Annotated in this window: 16 protein-coding genes and 1 riboswitch; of the genes, 1 reads left to right on the plus strand and 15 read right to left on the minus strand. The window is 57.8% G+C overall.

Annotated elements, in window-relative coordinates; all coding sequences use genetic code 11:
* Positions 1-18: 18 nt before the first annotated feature.
* The 15 genes from F560_RS22725 to metA all read right to left on the minus strand — a co-directional run bounded on the left by F560_RS22725 (position 19) and on the right by metA (position 17,763).
* Complete coding sequence (locus F560_RS22725) at positions 19-1,542, minus strand: sensor histidine kinase (RefSeq protein WP_019005014.1); 1,524 nt, start codon at positions 1,540-1,542, stop codon at positions 19-21.
* A gap of 3 nt (positions 1,543-1,545) precedes the next feature.
* Entirely contained in the window at positions 1,546-2,232 is a 687-nt protein-coding gene (locus F560_RS0107040; protein WP_019005015.1) for a response regulator transcription factor, read from the minus strand.
* Positions 2,233-2,317: 85 nt separating this feature from the next.
* Positions 2,318-3,955 (minus strand): S1C family serine protease, encoded by a 1,638-nt coding sequence (locus F560_RS22730; RefSeq protein WP_019005016.1) that lies wholly within the window; start codon positions 3,953-3,955, stop codon positions 2,318-2,320.
* Between the two features lie 534 nt (positions 3,956-4,489).
* Positions 4,490-4,903, minus strand: coding sequence for a YugN family protein (locus tag F560_RS0107050; protein WP_019005017.1), 414 nt, complete (start codon positions 4,901-4,903; stop codon positions 4,490-4,492).
* A 65-nt stretch (positions 4,904-4,968) separates the two neighbouring features.
* Positions 4,969-5,637 carry a response regulator gene (locus tag F560_RS0107055; protein ID WP_019005018.1) on the minus strand — a complete coding sequence of 223 codons (669 nt, stop codon included), beginning with the start codon at positions 5,635-5,637 and terminating at the stop codon, positions 4,969-4,971.
* Positions 5,634-6,692: a sensor histidine kinase gene (locus F560_RS0107060; RefSeq protein ID WP_019005019.1), complete on the minus strand. Its 1,059-nt coding sequence runs from the start codon at positions 6,690-6,692 to the stop codon at positions 5,634-5,636. Before F560_RS0107060 ends, F560_RS0107055 begins: the two co-directional genes overlap by 4 nt.
* A gap of 5 nt (positions 6,693-6,697) precedes the next feature.
* A complete protein-coding gene (gene liaF / locus F560_RS0107065; RefSeq protein ID WP_019005020.1) occupies positions 6,698-7,816 on the minus strand; it encodes a cell wall-active antibiotics response protein LiaF in 1,119 nt (372 codons plus the stop codon).
* Positions 7,817-8,041: 225 nt separating this feature from the next.
* A complete protein-coding gene (locus tag F560_RS0107070; protein WP_019005021.1) occupies positions 8,042-8,566 on the minus strand; it encodes an RNA polymerase sigma factor in 525 nt (174 codons plus the stop codon).
* An 84-nt stretch (positions 8,567-8,650) separates the two neighbouring features.
* Positions 8,651-9,406: a 3D domain-containing protein gene (locus F560_RS24970; protein WP_019005022.1), complete on the minus strand. Its 756-nt coding sequence runs from the start codon at positions 9,404-9,406 to the stop codon at positions 8,651-8,653.
* A gap of 90 nt (positions 9,407-9,496) precedes the next feature.
* A complete protein-coding gene (gene thrS, locus F560_RS0107080) occupies positions 9,497-11,437 on the minus strand; it encodes a threonine--tRNA ligase (protein ID WP_019005023.1) in 1,941 nt (646 codons plus the stop codon).
* A gap of 441 nt (positions 11,438-11,878) precedes the next feature.
* Positions 11,879-12,751, minus strand: a complete 873-nt coding sequence (locus tag F560_RS22740; RefSeq protein ID WP_019005024.1) for a putative sporulation protein YtxC — start codon at positions 12,749-12,751, stop codon at positions 11,879-11,881.
* A gap of 417 nt (positions 12,752-13,168) precedes the next feature.
* Positions 13,169-14,305 (minus strand): cyclic dehypoxanthinyl futalosine synthase, encoded by a 1,137-nt coding sequence (gene mqnC / locus F560_RS0107090; protein ID WP_019005025.1) that lies wholly within the window; start codon positions 14,303-14,305, stop codon positions 13,169-13,171.
* Between the two features lie 135 nt (positions 14,306-14,440).
* Positions 14,441-15,622 (minus strand): trans-sulfuration enzyme family protein, encoded by a 1,182-nt coding sequence (locus F560_RS0107095; protein ID WP_019005026.1) that lies wholly within the window; start codon positions 15,620-15,622, stop codon positions 14,441-14,443.
* A 6-nt stretch (positions 15,623-15,628) separates the two neighbouring features.
* On the minus strand, positions 15,629-16,789 hold the full coding sequence (locus F560_RS0107100) for an aminotransferase class I/II-fold pyridoxal phosphate-dependent enzyme (protein WP_019005027.1): 1,161 nt from the start codon (positions 16,787-16,789) through the stop codon (positions 15,629-15,631).
* A 56-nt stretch (positions 16,790-16,845) separates the two neighbouring features.
* A complete protein-coding gene (gene metA, locus F560_RS0107105; RefSeq protein WP_019005028.1) occupies positions 16,846-17,763 on the minus strand; it encodes a homoserine O-acetyltransferase MetA in 918 nt (305 codons plus the stop codon).
* A gap of 97 nt (positions 17,764-17,860) precedes the next feature.
* Positions 17,861-17,982, minus strand: a riboswitch (SAM riboswitch).
* Between the two features lie 334 nt (positions 17,983-18,316).
* Between metA and corA the strand changes: the two genes are divergently transcribed.
* Complete coding sequence (gene corA, locus F560_RS0107115; RefSeq protein ID WP_019005030.1) at positions 18,317-19,252, plus strand: magnesium/cobalt transporter CorA; 936 nt, start codon at positions 18,317-18,319, stop codon at positions 19,250-19,252.
* Positions 19,253-19,292 lie beyond the last annotated feature (40 nt).

Consider the following 19,292-nt stretch of genomic DNA (forward strand, 5'->3'; position numbering starts at 1 on the left):
CAGCTTCTCTCCCCCGCTTCATTCCCGTTCCTGCCCCTGGCGATTCTCCCCTTCAGGGAGGTTAGGGCGTTCCGTATGTTCTATTATATCGCATTCTGTCGGCTGGGAAAAGTCGACGGGAAGCCAGACGATGAAGCGGCTCCCTTCGCCGAGCTTCGTCCGAACTTCCAGCGTAGCGTGGTGCATGTCGGCGATCCACTTGGCGATGGACAGCCCGAGTCCGGTGCCGGCCGTCTTGCCCCGCGATTCGTCCGCGCGGTAGAACCGGTCGAAGATGTGCGGCACCTCTTCCTTGCTCATGCCGATGCCGGTGTCCGCCACGACCAGTCCGACCTTGTCGCCCGAACGGACCGCTTCCAGCCTGACTTCGCCGGACGGCGTGTACTTGAATCCGTTCTCGATAAAAATAAACAGCAATTGCAGCAAATAATCGCGGTTGCCCTTTACCCATACGCCGTCGAGCGCATCGAGCGGTCCGACGACCCATTCCGCTTTCCGCGGCAAAAATGCCGCGCGCCGGGCCGCTTCCTCCGCAAGCGGACGCAGCGACAGACGTTCCATCGGCATGGTGTAGCCGGCATCCGCCCTCGCCAGCGCAAGCATATCGTTAACCAGGCGGCTCATCCGCCGGGCTTCGTCGGCAATATCGTGGATCGCTTCCTTCGACAGCTGTTCGCGTTCCTCCGCGGTCAGGGGAGCGCCTTCCGCCTGGCCGCCTTCGCCGCCCCATATTTTGGCGAGAAAATCGACGTTGCCGCGGATGGTCGTAAGCGGCGTGCGCAGCTCGTGGGACGCGTCGGAAACGAATCGCCGCTGCGCCGCAATGGATTCTTCCAGCTCCTTGTACGCGCGCTCCAGCCGTTCGAGCATATGATTGAGCGTCCTCCGGAGCCGCCCGATCTCGTCCTGGCTGTCGCCGGGAATCCGGGTGCTCAGATCGGATCCGCTTTGAATCCGTTCGGCCGCGGCCGTCACTTCTTCGATCGGCTGCAGCGCCTTGCGCGACAGGAACATGCCGAGCGCAAACGCCACCAGGACGCCGGCCAGGCCCGACAGCCACAAGATTTGGCGCAGCAGCGCCAGCATCGCCTCCTCCTTGCCCATGTACGAAGCGATCTGAATCAGGCCGATTTTGTTGCCTGCCAAGTCGTAAACCGGCTTTTCCAGAATGTAAAAAGGTTCGTTGTCGATTTTGTATGACAAAAAACGATATTGAAACTTCAAGTCGCTTAGCGCCGGATACGGAAATTCATAGGTGAGCAAATTCGTGGTTTTGTCGCTCACCACGCCGCTCTCGTTTTCGATGTAGCTCACCAATTGCGCAAAGATCGTCGAGCGGTCAAACCGGTTCGAAGTTCGCAGCCCCAGCGAAAAATCGGGAAAGGCGCCTACCCGAAATTCGCCTGCAACGTCCCATAGGCGGTTTTTCAAATCCTGCATGGTATTATGGTACACCACATAATAAACCAAAAATCCGAACGCCACCATCGTTAAGGCGAGCAAACTCGTATACCAAAGCGTCAGGCGAAGGCGGATGGACATAGCCTAGTTGTCTCCTTTCAGGACGTACCCCGCACCTCTCACCGTCTGAATGAGCCGGCTGCCGCCGTGTTCCTCGAGTTTTTGCCGCAGCATCGCCACGTAAACCTCCAAGACGTTCGATTCGCCGCTGTAATCATAGCCCCAGATGCGTTCCATGATTTGATCGCGGGAGAGCACCCGCTTCGGATTTTGCATAAAAAAATGCAGCAGGTCGAATTCCTTGGCTGTCAATTCGATGCGTTTGTCGCCGCGGATCACTTCGCGGGAGTCGACGTCCAGCAGCAGGTCGGCGTAGCGGAGCTGGCGGCTCTCCTCCACCTGCTCCGGGTTGCGCCGAAGCAGCGCCCTTACCCGCGCGTTCAGCTCCTCCAGGGCAAACGGCTTGATCAGATAATCGTCGGCGCCCAGATCAAGGCCTTTGACGCGGTCCTGCACGTCGTCCTTTGCGGTGAGCATCAAAATCGGGGATTGGATCCCCGCCGCGCGCAGGCGTCGGCACACTTCCCACCCGTCCAGCTGCGGCATCATCACGTCGAGGATGACCAGATCGGCATGGCGGCCGAGCAGCACCCTAAGTCCTTCCTGCCCGTTGGAAGCGGTCGTCACTTCATACCCTTCGAACGCCAGGCTTCGGCGCAGCAGGGAGGTGATTTTCTCATCATCATCGATCACAACGATATGCGGTCTCATGGCGGACTCCTCTCTGAATTCGTCTATCGGACAACTTAAAACAAAAGGACAGCCGCGGTAGACTGCCCTTTTGCGCGATTCTTTCTTACTCTGCGGACTGCTGCGTCTTTTCGTACTCGTTCCTGTCGCCGATCGTGACGGTCAAATCCAACTTTTTGCCGCCCCGGACGATGTTGAGGGTGATCTTGTCGCCGACTTTCTTGCTTTTGATGACTTTGATCATCTCGTCCGGCGTCTTGTAGGACTTGCCGTCGATGCCGGTAATGACGTCGTATTGGCGCAGGTCCCCTTTGTACGCAGGGGAGTTGTACAAGACTTCTCTTACAAGCGCGCCGTCCGTGCTGTCAAGACCGAGCTGTTTGGCGGTGCTTTCCGTCAGCTCCTGCAGGCTCGCGCCGATAAACGGCTCCGGTTCCTTCGGAATTTCCGTATTGGTCTTCAGGTTTTCCAGCACTTCGCTGATCGTGCTCGTCGGAATCGCGAAGCCGATGCCCTGCGCTTCCGAGCTGACCGCCGTGTTGATGCCGATGACTTCGCCGTTCAGATTCAGCAGCGGACCGCCCGAGTTGCCGGGGTTGATCGAAGCGTCGGTTTGCAGCAGATGCTTGTATTCGCGCGTGCCGTTGCTGTCCGGGATGCTGATCTCGCGCTCGTTGGAGCTGAGCACGCCGACCGTTACCGTATGGTCGAAGCCGTACGGGTTGCCGATGGCTACGACCCAATCGCCCATGTTGACCGCGTTGGAGTCGCCCAGCTTCAGCGTCGGGAAATTGCTGCCTTCGATCTTCAGAACCGCAAGGTCCAGATCGTAGCTGGAGCCGAGCAGCTTCGCCTTGAACGGCTCTTCGTATCCGTTGACGGTCACCCTGATTTCGGAAGCGCCGTCGATCACGTGCTCATTGGTCAAAATATAGCCGGTCGAGTCAAAGATGAATCCGGAGCCCATTCCCGTTTCCTGGAGCGAATTGCCGCCGTCGCCTTGGTAATTCGGCTCTTCGCCGAAAAATTGGCGGAAGAACGGATCGTCGAACAAGCTGTTGCCCGACCGGGATTGCACGTTGGCATACGTTTCGATCTTGACGACGGCCGGACTTGCCTGCTCGAAAATTTGCGCGATATTGTTCGGCCGGACGACGTCCGCCACATTGCTGGCTTTGCCGCTTGTCGTCTTCGCCGATTCAGAGGAGCCGGAAGTCTCGCTCGTCGAGGCGGTCAGCGCCTTGCCGCCGAACCAGTTGTAGCGGTCCGCCGAGAACATCAAGCCGCCCACCACCAGCACGCCGACCATAAACGAAGCGAACATCGCCAGAAACGGCGAACGGCGGCGCTTCGTTGTCACGTCCCAGTTGCGTCCTCCCGAGACGGTAAACGGCCGGTAATCGCGGCTTACCGGAACCGGGTGCCGCTGCTCGCCGTCGCCGTTACCGCCGCTGCCGCTGCCGAAACCGGCCGATGCGCCTTGAGAAAACGGCCCGTACGTAAAGGCGCTCGAGCCGGAAGGATTCGACGAATCTTCCGAACCGGAGCCGCTCAGGCCGCCGTAATCGCCGCCGGAAGCCGAAGCGCCGTATCCGTTGGAACTGTACGGACGAAATACCGTTTCCCCGTTCTCTTCCGCATTTTCTGCCGAAATCTCTTTGGCCTCGTTGTGCGCACCGGACGCCTCTTCGCGTCCATATCGAAATCCGAACAAATCGTCGGTTTTTCTGTTTTGATCGTCCATAGCCCATTCCTCCTTGTTGAAATTCGCGGTGCTTATCTTAACCGCTGCGCCGCATCTCTCGTATGCTTCTATCTTCGTCTGATTTCCTTAAAACTATATTAAAACGAAATGAATTCGAATTAAATCTTCAATAGGCAAAATGGGCAAAATCATCGTCAGCCTCTATCTCTGTTCGGCAGCATGCCGCACAGTGAAGCGCAGGCGAGTCCAATTGCCTTCTCAGCACTTAAATCCAAAAAACCAGTCCAACTCCGTTTTGTAGTTGCCTTCTACGCAACTGCAGGCTATCTCATCCGTTCCCCCGAGCCCAAAACAGGATGCAATTGCCTTTTCGGCACTTAATCGGGGCCATCTGCACAAAACGGCCCTGCAATTGCAGAAAAAGCAACTGCAGGGCTCCACCGTCCGTGTAAAACGACTGCGCCGCCTTGTCCGGACACACCCGTTTTCGCGAATTCCATACGGAAGCCGATAAGCAGGCATCTTAAACGCGGACCCGCGGGCTTCCGGCTGCCGAGGCGATCGCTATAAGACTTACCCCGGATCGCGAGATTCGATTTCCCGCAGCCGTTCGCGCGCTTTTTCGATCCATTCCGGCTCGATGTCCGCGTCGCGGTCGGCAGGATCGGAAAATTGGTCAAACATCGCTCCGAACGTCCGGGGCTGCGCTTCCGGATCCAAGCCTTCATTGTAAACATGCTTGAGCACAAAAGGCTCACCGAATTGAATCTTCGCGTTGATATCTTCCGTCTCGCTGTCCAAATTGCCGCTGGTCACGGAAAAGGGCAAACGAAGCCACACTTTTTCCGCATCGTCCAGCGCGCAGTCGAACGAGCCGTGCCGATAATCCCAATTGCCGCTTAGCGTAAAGCCCTTGCCGGCCAGTTCGCGCTCTGCCGAGGCATATTCTCGAATCTGTCCGGTCAAACGGGAAGAGATGGCGTACATGCGGGGACAACCCCTTTTTTATTATAGCATATCCGCAATCCGCCCGTTTTAACCGAAATGGAAGGTTATGAACGCACCCAACCTTTTCGGTGGGCGTAGATGGCAAGCTGCGTACGGTCTTCGACTTCGCACTTCATCAGCAGATTGCTGACATGGGTTTTGACCGTTTTGACGCTGATGTGCAGTTCTTCGCCGATCTCCTTGTTGGACTTTCCTTCCGCAATGAGCAGCAGCACCTCGCGCTCGCGATCCGTAAGCCCGTCTCCGCCCTCGTCCACCGTACGCTGCCGCAATCCCCGCGCAAGCGCCTGCGATACTTCTCCGCTCATGACCGGCATGCTCCGGGCGGCTCCCAGCAGCGCATAGATCAACTCGTCCGCTGAAACGCTTTTCAGCACATAGCTGACGGCGCCCGCTTCGATCGCTTCGACGACTTTGTCGTCCTCCAAAAAGCTGGTCAAAATCACGATGCGCAGTGACGGCTCGATTTCCAAAAGCCTGCGCGTCGCTTCGACGCCGTCCATCTCCGGCATCATCAAATCCATCAACACCAGATCCGGCATCCGGCCGCCGTAGCCGCCCCGGGCCAGCGCCTTCACCGCCTCCGCTCCGCTTCCCGCCTCTCCGATCACTTCAAACCGGGAATCGAGCGACAAATACGTTTTCAGCCCCGCCCTGACCATGGCATGATCATCGACGATCAGCACGGAATAACATTGGTTGTCCGCAGTCATGTGGCGCGAATCCCCTTTTCATTGTCATGTTCGTCCGGCATTTCCGCCGCAAAAATCGGAAACGAGACGCGAACGCAAGTCCCCGCGCCGGCCTTGGTCACGATTTCCGCATCTCCGCCCAGCTTCTGCGCGCGTTCCCGCATCGTCGACAGACCATGCCCTCCGGCCCGCACCTGGTCGTGGCGGAAGCCGCAGCCGTCGTCCTCGACCGAAAGCGTAACCTGCCTGTCGGTTGTGCCCAGCAGCAGCCTTACCGCCTTCGCCTCGGCATGTTTGACGACGTTCGCCATCGCTTCCTGAATGATGAGGAACAATTGATGCTCGATTGCCTCCGGAAGCCGCTGCTCAAGCTGCATCTCAAGCGTGCCCTGCAATCCGTTCTGGCGGCAGTAATCCGGAAACCAGCGGTTCAGCGCATCGGACAGCGTCCTTCCCTGAAGCTCCAGCGGACGAAGCTGGGCGATCAAGCCGCGCATCTGACGCTGAGCCATCGCCGACATGTCGATCAACTGCCGCATGACCTGTTCGGCTTGTTCCGGATTTTTCTTAAGCAGCATCGGCAGCGAAGACGCGGACATGTGCAACGCGAATAATTGCTGGCTAACCGTGTCGTGCAAATCCCGGGCCAGCCTTCTACGCTCTTCCAGCACGGCCGCTTCTTTGGACGTTCCCTCTTCCCGAACCTCCTGCTCCCCAAGCCGCTGCAGCAGCTTCAGCCGGTCTTCCAGCTTGGCCAGCATGCCGTTAAATTCGCTGTACGCCTCGGTAAACGCATCCGCCGATAGCTCCGGCAGACGCACGTTCCAATTGCCCGCCGCCGCCTGCTTCATCGCCAGCTGCAGCTGGTCGATTCTACGCTGCGTTCTCAGCCCGAGCCGGTACGCGAACGCAATGGACGCAACCAGAATCGCCGCCGCCCAGCCGATCCACCACTCCGAATCGGCTGCATCCCCTTTTTCCCAATGCAAAACAATGAACACAAACGACAGGATCGCCGATCCGGACGCCGCCGCGAAGATCGTCCATTCCCACTTGCTGCCCCGTACAAGCCGCATCCCGTTCAGCCCACCTTCGATACGCGGACATCGCCGATAAACGTGCTCACGACCAGCACGATTTGCTTGTCGCAATCCCGGTATCCCGGCGTTTCCACCGACACGTGGTTAAACAAGCCATCCCGCTTGTGCTCCAGCACCTTGACGTCGCCGATCAGGCAGTTGGACTCCACCCGCACGCCTACGGTAAAATCGTTCGGCACGAACACCTTGACGTCGCCGATAAACGAAGAGACGTTAATCCTCGTTTCGCCGTAAGGAATCTGGGCCCGCGTCAGGTCGATTCTCGTATCGCCGATAAAATGCGAGATATTCATCGGCCGCAGTTCGAAATAGCCGTCCCCGATATAAAAGTCGCCGATAAAGCGGCTGTAATTGTGACGGTCTCCGTGCCAGCAACCGTGATCTCTCCATTCATGCGGTCCAAATCCCTTCCATCCGTGAGGGCCGTAGCCTTTCCATCCGTGAGGGCCATATTTCTTCCACCCGTGCGGCCCATGTTCCTTCCACCCGTGATGCCCGTGATTCTTCCATCCATGCTGCCATTGGGAAGGCTCCTCCTGCTTGACATCCTGCTGCCAATTCGGAGCCGATTCCCGCTGGTTCTGTTGCCCGCTATCGGAAGGACGCGGAGGACTTTCCGGAGCAGGACCCGTTTCTTTGCCGCCAAACGATGGGTCGCCGTTCAAGCTGTCGTAAGTCGGCGGCGCGGGCGGCGGCCCCATCATGGACTCCGGCGGCGTCACCGGGTTCCATCCGCTGCGGTCCCAATCGTGCGGTCTTTTCGGTTTGTGGCCCCGAAAGATCAGCATAAGCCCGAACAGAATCAGCGCAAACGGTCCGATCCCCCGCAGGAGATCCCCAAACTCCCATTCGAACCAATCCAAATTGCGTCCGAGGAAAAACACGCCGATCAAAATAATGAAGAAGTTCCACCAATACCCGCCTCTGGGCTGCATCAATAAGCCGTGAACGCCCACCAAGATCACGAAGACCGGCCAGAAGGTTCGGGCCAAATCCCCGAAATCGACATCCAGCACGCCGATCTGGTCGAACAAAAAAACAACCCCGATACCGATCAGCACGATCCCCCAAAAGATACGCTGAAGCAGCGATTGCACCATGATAGCCAGCCTCCGTCGTACTCGTTATGAACTCGCCTCGTTTACGAAATGATCGTACACAGCTTCATTATAACGAATCGCGCCAAGCCGCCATAGCTGCGCGGGGCGGAACGCGGGCTCGGTCCAGGGACGGAGAAGCAGGACCCCGGCGAAATGCGCAATAAATAACCGACAGCTTTCACCTTCCGGAAAAGGTCGAACGCTGTCGGTTTGACCGGATCGAGGCTATGTACTTCTCGGTTGCTCTTGGTTCTGGGCCTTGACTTTCGCTTTTCCTCGATGAATGCGCGCCTTGACCGTGCCGACCGGCACATCCAGGGCAGCCGCAATTTCATCGTCTTTGAAACCGTAATAAAACTTGTAAAGCAGCAGCGTCCGGGTTGCCGGGTCCAGCCGCCCCAGCACGTCGGACAATTCTGCTATCAGCTCCGGGCCGTGATAGGAATGAGATACGTGCTCGTACTCCTCGCAATTGTCAGCCAGCCACTCGGATCGGCGCGCGCGATTGGCATTGGAGGCCAAATTCGAAGCGATCGTTTTCGCCCATGGAATGAGCTTGCGGCTCTCCCTCAGGGTGTCATATTTCTCCAAAATTCGAACCCACGCCTCCTGAACGACATCCCCCGCATCGTTTTTGTCATACAGTCGGCTTCGGGCAGCCTTCAACATTTGTCGGTACAGTTCCTCAAGCATTTCTTCTTCCATAACGGCATTGCCCGGAAATGCTGAATCTCGCAGGAAGTACGTCATGGCCAACGGTCACTCCTCGGAGAATACGTTTCCACTTTTCTCCATTGTACCATATTCGCGTCTTGAGGAGAATAATTTCCAATTTTACTTCCCGGAATTCGACAATTTTTTATCCGAACCGATAGTGCCCAAAACCGGAACGCCTTCGGGAGAAAAAGCGCGACCCGCTTTTCCGGCGGAGACGAATTGGCTCCAAGCCTCAAGCATCGATTCGGTCGCTTTGCCTTTTCCCCGATAGATGACCTGCACATCGACCGTTCTTTTTCCCCATTCCCGGAACACCTGACGGGTCGAAGGAAAATACAAATCGATTTTATAGCCTTTGATCCGCGATCCGGTATCGGCAACCAGTCCGTAGCCGTAGCCGGGAATGAACAAGAGCGTGCCAATTGGGAACAGTTTCGGATCGGCCGCGATGGTCGATACGTGGCCTCTTCGAACCTTCACGCCGGAAAAGGTGATGCCGTATTGCGGGTGGCCCGGCCGCTTGCCGGTGGATTCGAATCCCGCCGTATATCCCGTCGCGACAACCCGCACCGTTTGGGCGGCGGAAGCCGGTCGGACGGTATCCGTCTCCGGATTCCGCACGGCAGAGGCCGGACGGGAACGTTCTCCGGGAGACGGTTGCCTGCGTTTGGAAGCCTCCGGAAGTTCAGGCTCTGCGCCAACCGCAGCCGGCAGCGCAATGGCCCGCTCATCATCCGATTCGGCCAGCGCCGGAACCTGGTCCGCCGCGCTTAAGGCGCACGCAGCCGGCGTGCCCAGCAGCGCAAAGCTTACGGCCAGCGCCGTCCCGCGCCGAATCCAGCCTTTCGGGGATACAAAAAAACTTGCTGACATGTGGCTCACACCTCTAAGCGGTAGGTTGCCCCATGCCAGCAAGCGCTATGCGACGGCTCCCGCTATGCCGTACGCGTGGCGCGTATTAGTTTAGTCCACGCGTTTGGATGCGATCTCCGCGGTCGCCCTTGCGATGAACTCCGCGAGCGGCTGCGCTCCCAGATCCCCTTCGCCGCGCCGTCTGACCGAAACGGTGCCCTCGGCAGCCTCGTTCTGGCCGACGATCAGCATATAAGGAACTTTTTCGAGCTGAGCCTCGCGAATTTTGTAGCCCAGCTTCTCGTTGCGCAGGTCGGTTTCGGCGCGGATGCCGGCTTCCTGCAGCTTTTCGGCCGTTTCGCGGGCATAGGCGTCGAACGCCTGGCTGACCGGAAGAATTTTCGCCTGAACCGGAGACAGCCACAGCGGCAGGGCGCCGGCGAAGTTTTCGAGCAGAAACGCCGTCATCCGCTCCATCGTGCTGATAATGCCGCGGTGGATGACGACCGGACGGTGCTTTTTGCCGTCTTCCCCGATATATTCAAGCTGGAACCGCTCCGGCAGCAGCACGTCGATTTGGGCCGTCGACAGCGTCTCCTCTTTGCCCGTGGCGGTTTTGATCTGCACGTCGAGCTTCGGCCCGTAGAACGCGGCTTCGCCTTCCGCTTCGAAAAACGGCAGATTCAGCTCTTCCACGACTTCCCGCAGCATCCGCTGCGTCGTTTCCCACATTTGATCGTCCGGCCAGTATTTTTCGGTGTTCTTCGGATCGCGGTAGGACAGGCGGAAACGGTATTCCTTGATGCCGAAGTCTTCGTATACGCGCTTGATCAGGTTGACGACGCGCTTGAATTCGTCCTTGATCTGATCCATCCGGCAGAAAATGTGGGCGTCATTAAGCGTCATCGCGCGGACGCGGTGCAGCCCCGTAAGCGCCCCGGACATCTCGTAGCGGTGCATCGTGCCAAGCTCGGCGATACGGATCGGAAGATCGCGATAGCTGCGCAGATCGCTTTTGTACACCATCATATGGTGCGGGCAGTTCATCGGGCGCAGCACCAGTTCCTCGTTGTCGAGCGCCATCGGCGGGAACATGTCCTCTTTGTAGTGCTCCCAGTGGCCGGACGTTTTGTAAAGCTCGACGTTGGCGAGCACCGGCGTGTAGACGTGCTGGTAGCCCAGCTTTTCCTCCAGATCGACGATGTACCTCTCCAGCGTGCGGCGGAGCTTGGCGCCATAAGGCAGCCAGAGCGGCAACCCTTGTCCGACCTGCTGAGAGAACGTGAAAATGCCGAGCTCCTTGCCCAGCTTGCGGTGATCGCGTTTCTTCGCTTCCTCAAGGAAGTGCAGATGCTCTTCGAGCTGGCTTTTCTTCGGGAACGCCGTCCCGTAAATCCGCTGCAGCATCTTGTTTTTGCTGTCGCCCCGCCAATAAGCCCCCGCCACGCTCAACAGCTTGAACGCTTTGATGCGGCCGGTGGAAGGAAGATGGGGTCCGCGGCACAGATCGAAAAATTCGCCCTGGTCGTAAATCGTAATGACCGCGTCCTCCGGCAAGCCGGCAATCAGCTCCAGCTTGAGCGGGTCTTCGAGCTCCTCGTAAATGCGGATGGCTTCTTCCCGGCTAACGACCCGGCGGACGATCGGCAAATCTTCTTTGACGATCTTTTCCATTTCACGCTCGATTTTCTCCAGATCTTCGGGCGTAATGGAATGCTCCAGATCGATGTCGTAATAAAAGCCGTCCTCGATCACCGGTCCGATGCCAAGCTTGACGGCTTTGGCTCCGTACAGGCGTTTAAGGGCCTGGGCCATCAGGTGCGCGGTGCTGTGCCGCATCACTTCGACGCCTTCGGCCGAATCCAGCGTCACGATTTCAACCGTTGCCTCGTTTTCGAGAGGGGTGTTCAAATCGACAACTTTGCCGTTCAATTTGCCGGCGACGGCGTTTTTCCGAAGTCCGGGGCTGATCGAAGCGGCGACATCGTCGATCGTCGAGCCTTCCGGATATTCCCGGACGGCGCCGTCCGGCAGCTTAATCTGTACAGCCATTCCTGCATCCTCCCTTAGCGCATAAAGCCTTGACACGCACAAACAGCATAAGCCCCGAGAAAAGCCAAAGACAACAAAAAACACCCGCCCCCAAAGGGACGAGTGCCTGAATTGCGTCTCGTGGTTCCACCCTTGTTCAACCGGCCGCCCGTTCTTCGCGTCAAAACATGCGCAGGCTTCCGGTTCTCAAGCATGCTTAACGGTCATGACCCGGCAGCGCATACTGACGGCCGACGCCAAAAAATGGCGTGACGCGTTCCGCGCTGCGGCTCGAAAGGGGTCGATGCCGGCCGGTCCGGAAGGAACTTGCAGCCTAAGGTTCCTCTCTCTGAGCCGTCCGTATTCCGGCATCGGTGTCTTTCTCATCGCCGATATCCGATTTGGCTTGCGATAAGCGCGCAAGGCTGTTGAACGGAATTATACCTTGGCCGCGGTTTCCCGTCAAGTCGGCTGCTCCGGATACAACGCGGCCCGTTCGCCGAAAATGCCCATCAAGGTGCGGATGACCTGCGCTTCCGGCTCCCGCGTATGAATGTACAGCCGCCGCGGAGAGACGGCAAGCAGCCGGCTGACAAGCAGGCTTTCCTCTTCGAGCGAGTCCCGTTCCGCTTGTTCCTCGGAGGTTTCGGCCCAGCTTGGCGCCTCCTTTTCCAGCGGACGCAGCTTCTCATCCAGCAGCCTGAAGGCATGTCCGCCGCCATGAAGCACGTGCACTTCGGGAACGCGAACTTCCTGCCACTCGACCATCGAGTGCAATAGCGACACGAATTCCTCGTACTGCCGATCCATCAGCCTTTCCTCCGCCACCGTTGCCGCCGCTTCTTTTACTTCCGCTTCGTAGTCGCGCAGCCTGAACCGGATGAAGCCTTCCAAATGAAGAAATTCGTTCTCGCGCAAATACGCCGCGAACTGCTGGGCCAGCCTGCGGATCCGCTTGTCGCGGCCCCTTCCGGCAACCGCCTCGTCCGCTTCCGGTTCCCCGTCCAGCAGGCCGATCGCTTCCGAAATCATGACGTCAAGCTCGATCGGGTTGCGGAATCCGTATTGATTGTGCAGCAGTTGACGGAGCTGAACCAGCTCCCTTTCCATTACCGTATATTCAGCCAGCACGTGGCCGGTCCGGTTGCAAAATTCATCCCTGCCCTGCCCGATTTTCAGGCAGCATCGGATAAGCCCGCCGTCGCCCGGAAGCTCCCACGGTCCTTCCCCTCCCTGGCCGGCCAACCCGGCGAACGACTGGTTCAACATCGCGGCCAGTCTTTCGGACAGCCCGCTCTCTGCGTCCGCAACGATCGTCCATACGTCCATTTTCATCGATTCCGCCTCCCGCAGCCCCTTTTTCTAACTATATGGTGGCCGATTTGGGGATATACGATCTGCAAACGGGCATGGTACATTTTATAAAATGACGGCTCGGCCGGAAGCTTTGCGGGGGTACGATGCGAAGGGTACGGCAAATAAACGCGCCGCGACAGCGAAGAGGCCGACTTCATCCGGCTTGAATCCGTCTTTTGGACGGAACGTATGCCTTTCTTTTCCGAAAGCGCGGGTAAGCACCATGGCTGGCGGCAAAGTAGGGTACCGGGCGGACTACATGGCGGGGTTACCGCGCAAACGTTGTGTCTGACATCCTACTGCGTGCTTAAACCCTACTGCAAAAATAAAAAACCGGTCCGCCGCAACAGATGCGGTGAACCGGCTATCATGGCTGCCCGCGACCGGGTCAGCCTTTTAATTTTGCATCACGAAATCCTTCGCTGCCTGTTCGTTTCCGTGATAGACTTTCAAAATCTGATACTGCGTGTTGCGCTGCGCGGGAATTTTGCCCGCTTCGCGGATCAGCCTCAGAATCAGCTCGATGTTCACTTTGTGCGTCGTGCCGGCGGCGGAGACGACGTTTTCCTCCATCATCGTGCTGCCGAAATCGTTCGCGCCGTACGAAAGCGACAGCTTGCCGATTTCCGGCCCCATCGTCACCCAGGACGATTGGAAGTTGTCGATATTGTCGATCGCAATCCGGCTGATCGCCAGCGTCTTCAGATACTCTTCCGGGGTGGCCTTCTCCCGCTTCAAGTTCGTGTTGTCCGGCTGGAACGTCCACGGAATGAACGCGAGAAAGCCGCGGGACGGATAACCGTTCCTCAGGCACTCGTCCTGCGCGTCGCGGATGCGGAGCAGATGAAGCGCCCGCTCCTCCATCGATTCGCCGAAGCCGATGACCATCGTGCCCGTCGTCGTCATGCCCGCCTTGTGCGCGGCCGTCATGACGTCCATCCAGTCGCGCCAGCTTCCTTTGAGGCGGCTGATTTTTTTGCGGGTGCGGTCGTCGAGAATTTCCGCGCCCCCGCCCGGCAGCGAATCGAGACCGGCCTCGTGAAGCTGGCGGACCACTTCGTCAAGCGACAGCCCGTTCGATACTTCTTTCATCTTGTGGATTTCCGCGGGCGAAAACGAATGCATCGTAATTTGCGGGAACCTGGCCTTGATTTTTCGCAGCAAATTCAAATAGTACGAAAAAGGCAGGTCCGGATTCGTTCCGCCCTGCATCAAGATTTCAGTGCCGCCGACGTCGACGGTTTCCTGAATCTTTTGCAGGATGACTTCGTCCGGCAGCACATAGCCTTCTTTCGATCCCGGCGCCCGGTAAAAGGCGCAGAAACGGCAGTAAGTGTCGCAAATGTTCGTATAGTTGACATTCCGGCCGACGACAAACGTCGTAATCGGCTCGGGATGGCGGCGCAGCATCAGCTGATTGGCGACGTGACCCATTTTTTCGATCTCGTCCGATTCGAACAGGGCGATCACGTCCTCAAGCTGCAGACGTTCTCCTTTCAGGGCTCGGTCCAAAATGGGGTCCACCGTGCTCATTGCGATTTCCTCCCTCTCCATGGTCTGCATCTGGCACACTCGTCTTGATCATCGTAGCACAAAAAAACCGCAACGGCCACCGCTTTCTAAAAGTAAGCAGCGGCAGTTGCGGTCTCAACGTTATTTTCCGGTTGCTTAGCTCCCGAAATCCATAGCCTGATCCAAATCGTCGATCAGATCCTGAACGTCCTCCAGCCCGACCGAGTAGCGGACAAGACCGTCCGTGATTCCTCTTGCGTGCCTTACCTCCCGGGGCATGGCGGCATGCGACATCATCGCCGGATAGGACAAAATGCTTTCCACCGCGCCGAGGCTGACCGCCACCAGCGGCAGACGGACGCGGCTCAGCAGCCGTTTGGCCCGCTCCCCGTCCCCGACGTCGAACGACACGACCGCGCCGAAGCCAAGCGACTGCTTCGCATGGATGTCCCGGCGGGGGTGATGTTCGAGCCCCGGGTAGTATACTTTTTTCACGGCCGGATGGGCGTCCAGCCACCGCGCAAGCGTGATGGCGCTGCGCTCGCTCGCTTCCATCCGCACCCGCAGCGTCTTCATCCCGCGCATCAGCAGCCAGCTTTCCTGCGCGCTCAGCACCGCGCCCAGCCCGTTTTGCAGCTGCTTGACGCGGCGGCCGAGCGATTCGTCGGCGGTTACGATCAGACCCGCGAGCACATCGCTGTGCCCGCCCAGAAATTTCGTGGCGCTGTGGATGACCAGATCGACGCCGTGCTCGATCGGGCGCTGGTGATAGGGCGTCATGAACGTGTTGTCCAGCATCGTCAACAGCCCGTTCGCCTTCGCCCAGCCGGCCACCTCGGCGATGTCGGTAATTTTCAGCGTCGGGTTCGACGGCGTTTCGATGTACACAGCCTTCGTATTGGGCTTAAGCGCCGCTTTCACCTGTTCGAAGTCGGTCATGTCCACGAACGTGGATTCGATGTTGAGCCGGGTCAGCACCGTCGTCAGCAGCCGGTAGGTGCCGCCGTACACGTCCTCCGTCACGATCACATGGTCGCCCGCGGACAGAAGCAGGAACGCCGTCGAGATCGCGGCCATGCCGGAAGCGAACGCGAAGCCGCGCGCTCCGCCTTCCAGCACGGCGATGTATTGCTCCAGCGCTTCCCGGGTCGGATTGCCCGAGCGGCTGTAATCGTGCGCCGGAGGGTTGTCCAGGTCAAAATGATGGAACGTCGACGCCTGAAAAATCGGCACGCTCGATGCGCCCGTCGTCTCGTCGATTTCCTTGCCGAAGTGAATCAGCTTGGTCGCAAACTGCGTCTCTTTCTGTCCGTTGCGGGATTCGTGCTGTTTGCTCATGGTCCGTTACTCCCCTTCGATTTCGCGCAATGCCGCATCGATTGCGTTGCCCAGGTCGGCGATCAGATCGTCGATATGCTCGATGCCGACCGAGAAGCGCAGCAGACGGTCGTCCACGCCCACCTTGCGGCGGATTTCCTCCGGAATATCCGCATGCGTCTGGACGGCCGGATAGGTCAGCAGCGATTCGACCCCGCCGAGGCTTTCGGCGAAAGCGATCAGCTTCAAATGACGCAGAATCGGCTCGACGGTTCTGGCGTCCTTCATCCGGAACGAGAAAATGCCGGTATGGCCGGAAGCTTGCCGCTTCTGAACGTCATGGCCGGGGTGATGCGGCAGCGCCGGATGGTAGACGTCCTCGACCGCCGGATGGTTCAGCAGCCACTCGGCAAGCCGGACGGAATTGTATTGATGCCGTTCCATCCGCAGCGCCAGCGTCTTCATCCCTCTCATGAGGAGCCAGGAATCCTGGGGCCCGAGCACGGCACCGATCGAATTGTGCAGGAACGCCATCTGCTCCGACAGCTCCTTGCCCTTCGTAACGATCAGTCCCGCGAGAACATCGTTGTGCCCGCCCAAATATTTGGTTGCGCTGTGAATGACGATATCCGCGCCCAGCTCGATCGGCCGCTGCAAAAACGGGGTCATCAGCGTATTGTCGACGATCGTCAGCAGCCCTTTGCGCTTCGCCCAGGCGGATACCTTTTCCAGATCCGTGATCATCATCAGCGGATTGGTCGGCGTTTCGATCAGCACCGCTTTGGTCGCCGGCGTATAATGCGCCTCCAGCGCGTCCAGATCGCCCGTATCGACGTAGGAGGCGGTCACGCCGAAGCGCGACATGATTTTCTCCAGCAAGCGGTACGTACCGCCGTAAAGGTCCAAAGAGACGATCAGGTGATCGCCTTGCCCGAACAAGGCGAAAATCGTCTGCAGCGCCGCCATGCCGGAACTGCAGGCGAAACCGGCGTCGCCGCCTTCCAGATCGGCCGCTGCGGCTTCGAGAACGGAACGCGTCGGGCTTTTCGTACGGGCATAGTCGAACCCGGTGCTTTGACCGAGCTTCGGGTGACGGAATGCGGTAGCTTGGTAAATCGGGTAGCTTACGGCCCCAGTTACAGGATCATTCTGAGAACCGATCTGGGCCAGGCGACTTTCGATGTTCATGAATCAGCGGCTCCTTCGCGAATGATGGGTTATAAAGAAAGGGCAGGCAAACGCGTTTAAATGCCCGCCCCGAGATCGTAAGGCGTTTCTTGGTACACGTAATAGTTCAACCAGTTGGAGAACAACAGGTTTCCGTGCGCCCGCCAAGTCGACAGCGGGAACTTGGTCGGATCGTCGTTCGGAAAATAGTTCTTGGGCACGTCGATGCGCAGCCCCTTCGCCTTGTCGCGGTCGTATTCCCATTTGAGCGTAAGCGGATCGTATTCCGAGTGCCCGGTGACGAAAATTTGCCTTCCGTCGACCGTCGCGACGATGTAGACGCCGGCTTCTTCCGATTCCGACAAGATTTCAAGCTGCGGTACCTTTTCGATATCCTCGCGCCGCACTTCGGTATGGCGGGATTGCGGGACGTAAAACAGTTCGTCGAACCCCCGCAGCAGGTTTACGTTGCGTTTTTCGATCGTATGCGGGAAGACGCCGAACAGCTTTTTCGGCAGATCGTACTTCGGGATGCCGAAATGATGGTACAGCCCCGCTTGCGCCGCCCAGCAAATATGGAAGGTGGACGTGACGTTGCGGGCGCTCCAGCTCATAATGTCCTTCAACTCTTCCCAGTAGGTCACTTCCTCGAAAGGAAGCTGCTCGACGGGCGCTCCGGTGATGATCATGCCGTCGTAACGCTGATGGCTGATGTCGTCGAACGTTTTATAAAACGTCGCCAAATGCTCGGGCGACGTATTTTTGGACGTGTGCGTCTTCGGATGCAGCAGAACGACTTCCACCTGCAGAGGCGTGTTCGCAATGAGCCGCAGCAGTTGCGTCTCGGTCGTCTCTTTCGTCGGCATCAAATTGAGGATCGCAATCCGCAGCGGGCGAATATCCTGCTTGTAGGCGACACTTTCATCCATTACGAAAATGTTTTCGCCGGCAAGCACTTCTTTCGCCGGCAGGTTGTCGGGCACTTTAATGGGCATGTCGCTTGCCTCCTTCGGTCGTATCCTGCGGCGGAATCGAACATGAAAAAAACCCTTTCCTGAGAAAGGGCCGTTGTCGGTGTTCGCACGTGCGCCTCTCTCATCTCTCAGAGACGCGCGAAATACGCTCGTCTCCGCAAGAATTAGCACCGTGCGTCGCCGTGGACGCCGGTTGCCGGGCTTCATTGGGCCAGTCCCTCCGCCTGCTCTTGATAAGATGGCTAACCTATTCGGTTGTCGATAAACTATCCCTAATGTACCCGAAAAACACAAGACCGTCAAGCGACTTGACCGCATGAAATGTTTCTTGAAAGGGACATTGCGGAAGATTATACTTAGGACGGATTGAACGCATAATACAACCTTAATCGAAGGGGGGAGTCGGTCATGGAAGGCGATCACCCGGGGCCCAGTCGCATTTGCCATACGCTTGTCCTAGAGCAGGACCGCAATCCGCCGCTGAGGAAGTCCGCGGCCGTCTTCGCCGCCGGCTTCCTCTTTCCGCTTGCGGATCGGCGTCCTGCATGACCATCATGCCAAGGAGCGATCTCCGATGAAAATCCGACTTGTGAACAAGGGCGTCTTTACGCCTGTGGAAGACATCTCCCAAACGCTTGTGCCGCCGGCGGACGGATTTTATTGGATTGACGCGAACATCGAGGATTTGGTCGATTTGCAGCCTCTTTTCGGCATTCACGATCTGGCCGTGGAGGACTGCATGTCGGAGGAAGAGCAGCGCCCCAAGCTGGAAGTTTACGAAAACCATTATTTTATCGTCATCAACAGCATCCGCTTCGACAACGAGGAAATCTTCCTGCGGGCGCTCAACCTGTTTCTCGGCCGGCACTACATCATCACCGTTACGCGCCAAAAAATCAACGAGCTGCGCACGATCAAGCCGATTCTGTGGGAAGAAGAGGTCAACAGGGCCGACCGGATGCTGTACCATCTGGTGGACATTGTCGTGGACAATTATTTTCTGGTCGGAGACCGGATCGAAGCACGCATCGAAGGCCTTGAGGAAGACATCCTGATGCATACGAAAAAATCGCACCTGAACGAAATCATCAGCCTGCGAAGTGAAATCTTGTGGCTGAAGAAAGTGCTCGGTCCGCAGCGGGACGTGATCGGGGTATTGAACAAGCGCGATCTTCGGCTTATCGACGACGAGCTGCAAAAATACTTCGGCGACATTTACGAAAACGCAGTGAAAATTTATGAAACGTTCGAAACGTACCGCGACTTGATGGGCAACTTGCGCGAAGCCTATCAGTCCAGCGTCGCCAACCGGGCCAACGAAATCATGCGGGTGTTTACCGCCCTTACAACCATATTCATGCCGCTTACCTTCATTACCGGCGTGTACGGGATGAACTTCGATTACATTCCGGGCATGCACGAGCGCTACGGCTCCGTTGTGTTGTTGATCGTCATGGTTCTGATCGGTTTCGCCATGTTTTATTATTTTCGGAAAAAAGACTGGCTTTGAACGCACTTTCGTGACCATAACCCATTCGGACCTCTGTGCC

The organism is Cohnella laeviribosi DSM 21336 (assembly GCF_000378425.1).
In the GTDB taxonomy this organism is placed as follows: domain Bacteria; phylum Bacillota; class Bacilli; order Paenibacillales; family Paenibacillaceae; genus Cohnella; species Cohnella laeviribosi.